This is a genomic window from Snodgrassella alvi, assembly GCF_002777425.1.
Lineage (GTDB): Bacteria > Pseudomonadota > Gammaproteobacteria > Burkholderiales > Neisseriaceae > Snodgrassella > Snodgrassella alvi_B.
Window position 1 is genome coordinate 22183 of sequence record NZ_MDVC01000114.1, and the last position, 6147, is coordinate 28329.

At 46.2% G+C, this 6147-nt stretch carries 9 protein-coding genes and 1 pseudogene; 3 read left to right on the forward strand and 7 right to left on the reverse strand.

The features are described from left to right. Positions 1–11: 11 nt before the first annotated feature. The 6 genes from BGI33_RS11955 to BGI33_RS11980 form a co-directional block, all read right to left on the reverse strand. Positions 12–449, reverse strand: coding sequence for a GNAT family N-acetyltransferase (locus tag BGI33_RS11955; protein WP_100091408.1), 438 nt, complete (start codon positions 447–449; stop codon positions 12–14). Continuing rightward, positions 433–963, reverse strand: a complete 531-nt coding sequence (locus tag BGI33_RS14300; RefSeq protein WP_180297087.1) for an ATP-binding protein — start codon at positions 961–963, stop codon at positions 433–435. Before BGI33_RS14300 ends, BGI33_RS11955 begins: the two co-directional genes overlap by 17 nt. A gap of 72 nt (positions 964–1035) precedes the next feature. Then, positions 1036–1599 (reverse strand): histidine kinase dimerization/phospho-acceptor domain-containing protein, encoded by a 564-nt coding sequence (locus BGI33_RS11965; protein WP_100091410.1) that lies wholly within the window; start codon positions 1597–1599, stop codon positions 1036–1038. 81 nt (positions 1600–1680) lie between these two features. Then, positions 1681–2031: a hypothetical protein gene (locus BGI33_RS11970; RefSeq protein ID WP_100091411.1), complete on the reverse strand. Its 351-nt coding sequence runs from the start codon at positions 2029–2031 to the stop codon at positions 1681–1683. After that, a complete protein-coding gene (locus BGI33_RS11975; RefSeq protein ID WP_100091412.1) occupies positions 2028–2690 on the reverse strand; it encodes a response regulator in 663 nt (220 codons plus the stop codon). The genes BGI33_RS11970 and BGI33_RS11975 overlap by 4 nt, the downstream gene beginning before the upstream one ends. 7 nt (positions 2691–2697) lie before the next feature. After that, on the reverse strand, positions 2698–3396 hold the full coding sequence (locus BGI33_RS11980; protein WP_100091413.1) for a VIT1/CCC1 transporter family protein: 699 nt from the start codon (positions 3394–3396) through the stop codon (positions 2698–2700). A gap of 149 nt (positions 3397–3545) precedes the next feature. Between BGI33_RS11980 and BGI33_RS11985 the strand changes: the two genes are divergently transcribed. After that, a complete protein-coding gene (locus BGI33_RS11985; protein ID WP_100091414.1) occupies positions 3546–5162 on the forward strand; it encodes a phosphoethanolamine transferase in 1617 nt (538 codons plus the stop codon). 68 nt (positions 5163–5230) lie between these two features. Here the strand turns inward: BGI33_RS11985 and BGI33_RS11990 are convergent, their stop codons facing one another. After that, entirely contained in the window at positions 5231–5410 is a 180-nt protein-coding gene (locus BGI33_RS11990; protein WP_100089922.1) for a hypothetical protein, read from the reverse strand. An 87-nt stretch (positions 5411–5497) separates the two neighbouring features. On the opposite strand from BGI33_RS11990, the pseudogene BGI33_RS11995 reads away from it, so the two are divergent. Next, positions 5498–5708, forward strand: a pseudogene (locus tag BGI33_RS11995) (transposase); the annotation flags it as partial. A 46-nt stretch (positions 5709–5754) separates the two neighbouring features. Beyond that, positions 5755–6147: IS3 family transposase (locus BGI33_RS12000; RefSeq protein WP_144235434.1), on the forward strand; the 393-nt coding region annotated here is incomplete at its 3' end.

Genomic DNA, 6147 nt, shown 5'->3' on the forward strand with positions numbered 1-6147 from the left:
ATATTAGAATGTTACTGTTTTTCTTTTCGCATTCTAATGTGTGGGATATCATCTTCTAAGTAAACATCGGAAACTGGAACAAATCCATAGGCACCATAAAAATCTATCAAGTGAGCTTGTGCACTGATCACGATCGGTTTATCTGGCATTTGTGTCTTAATCACAGCCAACGTTTTTTCGAGTAATTGGTTGCCTAATTTCTTACCACGATGGCTTGGATGAATAATTACCCGGCCAAATGTGACTGTTGCATCTTGATCAATTATCCGAGTATACCCAATGATTGTTTGCCCTTCTTGCATCCATATATGCACAGCCTGCTCGTCATAAGCATCAATTTCTTGATAGGGGCAAGTTTGTTCTACTACAAATACTGCAATACGTAATTTGGCAATTTCATAAAATTCTTTAGTCGATAATTCTGAGAATGACTTAACGTAATAGTCCATATAGAAAATCCTTTTTGTTACTAAATATATCTATATATGCTGCGCTGTTAACTGTATAGCACTTAACGGGCGTATTGTAAATGCTCAAAACTTTATATACCGGAATGGCTAACCCTTTATAATATCTAAAAATTCCAAAAAGCACTAAATTACGTGATTCCGATTGAATATAAAACACCAAAACATGTAGCATAATTTCTTTCGTGAATAGTGTACTATGTTTAGATATTTGTATTAATATCGCTTCAAATCCAATCCGCTCTTCGTGCTCATTTTCTATATTGCTCAGCTTCACCTCTAATCCATGCAACTGCGCAACACTATCTACAATAGACAATCCCAATCCGCTGCCGCTACTTTCCTGTCCGGCCGGGCGGAAAAAGCGTTCACGCAGGCGTTGCAGGTTTTCGGGAGTAACGCCGTTGCCGGGGTTGGTGATGATGATAGTGTCAGCAGCCAGTGTTATGTTAATGGTGCTGTATTCAGGGCTGTAGCGGATGGCGTTGTCGAGCAAATTGCGGATAAGGATGGTAAGCAGGGTATGGTCACCGGATAGTGGTAGTATGGCTGCTGGCTCAGTTTGAAACTAGCGCTGGACGCGGCAATAGCGTTCGCGTGCATACAGGTTTACGCTTTCTATGGCCTCGCTGGTGATGTCTGTCCAGTTTACTGCGGCGGTGTAGGGCGGTGCAGTAAGGGGGGCAAGACGGGAAAGGGTGAGGAGCTGATCGACCAGGTGGGTGGTGCGGTTTATGTTGTGTTCAATATTGCGTACGCGCTGTTGCTGAGTGTCGTCCAGATTGGTTAGAGCAAGGACTTCGGTTTGTACTTTGAGTGCAGCCAGCGGGCTGCGCAGTTCATGGGCGGCATCGGCGGTGAAGCGTAATTCGCGTGCGCGGGTTTGTTCGATGCGCTGAAATAAGTCGTTCAGTGCGGTAATTATGGGCTGGATTTCAGTTGGTACGACGCAGGATATCGGGCTAACGCTATGCGGCTCGCGCTGGTATAGGGTTTGCGTTAAAGTCTGGAGTGGTTTGGTACCACGGCGTACACCCCATGCGATTAGCCAGAGCAGTAAGGGCAGGGCAAGGATGGATACGGCCAGTTGTGACCACACGGCGCGTAATACGGTTTGCAGGCGTTCATGCATGCTGAATGCTACGGCAGCTTCCAGTTGTAGCCGGGCATCATGCAGGTAAAAGATACGCCATGCATGGCTTTGCCACCAGTATCACTGATTGATAAAGCCCTGATAATTGCTTTTATAGGCAATGGTCTGGCCGGTTTCATCGGCATTAATTAGCCGCCCTTTATACCAGATAGCATAGCCAGATTCTTTGCTGTCGATAAGTCCACGCTGTGATTTGGGTATAGGTGGTAAGTTTGGGTTGTAGTTGCTGTCGAGGTTAATCGGGGTATGCATCAGGCGCTGTGCCAACTGGCTCATCTGGGTATCGCCGGCTTCGTTTATTTCATGCATAACGGCTGCTGCGCTGATAAAGGCGGTGACTATCCACAGAATGGGTAAGGTGAGGCCAAGATAGATAAGTAAACGCCGACTAATGGCTGTGGTTGCTTTCATGGCGCCTCTCCGAGCTGGTAGCCAAGCCCGCGGCGAGTACGGATGATAGTGGCACCGATTTTTTTGCGTAAATGGTGTACGTGGACTTCTACGGCATTGCTTTCGACTTCCTGCTCCCAGTTATACAGTTTGTCTTCAATCTGGGCGCGGCTGAATACGCGTTGTGGATGGGTTACAAGTAGTTGTAAAAGTAACCATTCGCGCTGGGTTATATTCAGAGGCTGGCCGTACAGGCTGGCACTACAGCTATTCAGATTAATGCTAAGCTGGCCAAAGCTGATTTCGGCACGACTAATGCCCTGACTGCGACGCATAAGGGCGTGCAAGCGGGCAATTACTTCGTCGAGTGCAAAGGGTTTGCCCAGATAGTCGTCAGCGCCGGCATTAAGGCCGGCCAGTCTGTCGGGCAGGGCATCCCGTGCAGTGAGTATCAGTACGGGGGTGCTAATACCTTGATTGCGCCAATGGCTGAGTACCTCCATGCCATCTGTTTCTGCCAGACTTAAATCAAGAATTACAGCATCGTATGGCGCAGCACTTAAGGCCTGCTCTCCCAACCGGCCAGACGCAAAGACATCACAGGCCATGCCATGCTGGCTCAGGCCGGCCTTGAGGCCATCTGCGATATCGCTGTCGTCTTCAAGAATCAGTATACGCATGCTTTTTTCAGATAGTAATACCGATAATTCGTCCTATCATACTGGTTAATGCCAGAGCAAGGGCACCCAGTATAACTATCCGGGTCACTGCCGGACGTTTGGGCGCGCCACCCAGATAGGCTGAGATGCAGCCAAGAATACCAAGGCCTATTATAGTGGTAATGGCCAGTGTACTCATCAGCCATACGGTTGAGCTTAATAGGGATAGTAATACTGGTAGTAAAGCACCGCAAGTAAAAGATAAGGCTGAGGCCAGTGCTGCCTGTAGGGGATTGGCTTTGCTTACTTCGGTGATGCCGATTTCTTCACGGGCATGGGCTTCAAGAGCGTTGTGCTTGGTTAAGGCTTCTGCAACCTGTTGCGCCAGAGTTTCGTTCAATCCGCGCTGACGATAAATATCGGTGAGTTCTTCCAGTTCTATTTCCGGATAGCGGATAAGAGAGTCCTGTTCTTTACGTAAATCCGCTGCTTCAGTATCGCGCTGGCTGGAAACAGAAACGTATTCCCCGGCCGCCATGGAAGCTGCGCCGGAAACGAGTGCGGCTATGCCAGATATAAGTAGTGTATGCTGATTTGGTTCGGCAGCAGCCAGCCCCATGAGCAGGCTGGCGGTAGAAATCAGGCCATCGTTTGCGCCCAGAACGCAGGCACGTAACCAGTTATTACGATTGGAAAAATGCTGTTCATGATGCCATGATTGACTCATTTCAGACTCCTGATAAGTACAAAATGGTACTTTGCAGAAATATAATGCTACCGTATCACAACGTCACTGGCTGTTGGCGCGTTTTACCTTAAGCTTCACTTAAGGCTGTTTTTTTACACTTGTTTCTGTTTAGTTAACAGGGGCTGGTGATGCAGTCTAAGTGGGTAATAAGCAGTAATCGGATAGTGTTATTGCTGAGCGCTTATCTTTTAGTGATACTGAATATGGGTTTCTGGCATTATCTGTTCCAGCATGTGAGCCTGAATAATAATAATGTCATTTTTTGGTTAACTGTGCCCATATTGATGTTGGCAGCAATGAATTTCTGTATGCAATTGCTGTTCTGGCCATATCTGCATCGGCTGATGGTGCCACTGCTATTATTACTGAGTTCCGCGGTGAGCTATGCAGTGATGATGCAGAATGTTTATTTTGATGCCAATATGCTGCAAAATATTCTTCAGACTAATCTAGGTGAGGCGGGTGCCTGGTTAACGCCGCAATTCTGGATGTGGTTGGGCATAACGGGGTTGTTACCGGCACAGTGGTATTGCTGGGGAGTGAGCATCTGCTATGCACGCCCATGGTATCGTGAGCTGGGCAGGCGGGTGGTTGCTATAGCTGCTTCTCTGGCTATGGTGGTTACTATTATTCTGCTGGCCTATGGCAGCTATATTTCTTTTTTCCGTAATAATAAAGCTGTTAATCATTTAATTGTGCCAACGAATATAGTTGGTGCTGCGCTGAAAACTGCTTATAACGCATATGATGCGCATCGGCCTTTACTGCGTATAGGGCTGGATGCCAGCTATCAGCGCCGTGGGCAAAAGCGTTTGCTGGTGCTGGTGGTGGTGGAAACCACGCGGGCGCAGAGCTGGGGGCTGAATGGCTATCAGCGTCAGACCACGCCAGAACTGGCAGCAATGGGAGAGAATATAATTAATTTTTCGCAGGTAACTTCCTGTGGTACTGCCACAGCAGTTTCTTTACCGTGTCTGTTTTCCAATATGCCACGCCAGCACTATAAAGCCAATCTGGCCAAACATCAGGAAGGTTTACTGGATATTTTGCAACGCGCAGGTGTAGATGTGCTCTGGCGTGATAATGATGGTGGCTGTAAGGGAGTATGCGAGCGTATCCGTCATGTGGATGTAGGGGATTGGGCAACTGATTTAAAATGCACTGGCGATGGCTGTCTGGATGAAAGCCTATTGATTAATTTGCGTACCGTAATGGCCAGATTACCTGATGATGCAGTGCTGGTGTTGCATACGATGGGCAGCCATGGGCCGGCTTATTACCAGCGTTATCCAGATGCATTCCGGCATTTTATGCCTACCTGTGATACCAACCAGATTCAGCAGTGTACGACTGAACAGTTACGCAATACCTACGATAATACAGTGCTATACGCAGACCATATACTGGCAGAAATTATTAGACTATTGCAAAGCCAAACTGGTTTGGCCAGTGCGATGTGGTATTTTTCTGACCACGGTGAATCACTGGGAGAAAAGGGTATGTATCTGCACGCTACACCTTATGCTATTGCACCAGCGGAACAAACCCATATACCCATGCTGTTGTGGGTCAATCATGATTTTGCCAGCACAAGCAAGCTGGATATGAATTGTCTGCGCCAGCATGCGCGGCAGCAGGCGTTTTCACACGATAATATTTTTCATTCGGTATTGGGATTAATGGATGTGAAAACCAGCGAATACCAGACAAAACTGGATTTATTTGCACCGTGCCGGCAGAAATGATTTTCAGGATTTGATTGTAATATAAGCTGCTGGATGACCATTTTAGCTGTGATTTGAATCGTTAATATTTATGTTTGGCTGAATTCAGGCTTGGTATCTGCAAATTGCTGTAACCATTCTTGGGTTGCCGGTATATCAAAAGCCTGACTTGCATAACTCATCAATTGCAGATTTTCAGGCAGATAAGAATCATATTTTTCCAGTTTTCTTTCTGGCACAATTTCTGCAAGTGTCCAGGCTTCACCCAATTGGGCTTGAGCAAGTGTAACTACCCCTTAAAATAGTACAGCTCTGAAGTAGAAAATTCTCTTTATTAACCCACAGAGGATTTAATCATGAAAAAAATGACTGAACATCAAATCGTATCTATTTTAAAAGAAGCTGAAGCCGGTATTCCTGTTAAAGAACTTTGCCGTAAATATGGCATCGGCAACTCGACTTTTTATAAATGGCGGCAAAAATACGGTGGTATGGAAACCTCCGATATCAAACGTTTAAAGGAGCTGGAAGCTGAAAACCGTAAACTTAAGCAAATGTTTGCCGAGCTCAGTTTAAAATCTCAGCTTCAGGAGGAAATCATAAAAAAGCTATAGTGCCTACCAAGGCACGTAAAGCTTGGGCTGTGCAATTACAAGAAAGTCATCCTGTTACTATTGCTATGAGCTGCGCAATTGTTGGCTTAAGCCGCTGTGCTTACTATTATCAACCTAAATTACCAGATGATTCGGTGATTGTGTCAGTACTCAGTGCTATCACTGACAGGCATTTACGCTGGGGCTTTCCCAAGTGTTTTAATCGTATCAGAAAGCTCGGCTATAAATGGAATCATAAACGTGTGTATCGGGTGTATTGTGAATTAAAGCTTAATCTCAGGGTAAAGCGTAAAAAATGCATTCCTCCACGATGCCCAGAAAGACTATCAGCACCCAGTAAACAAGGTGAATGCTGGTCAATGGATTTTATGAGTGACAGCAGTCGCAATCAA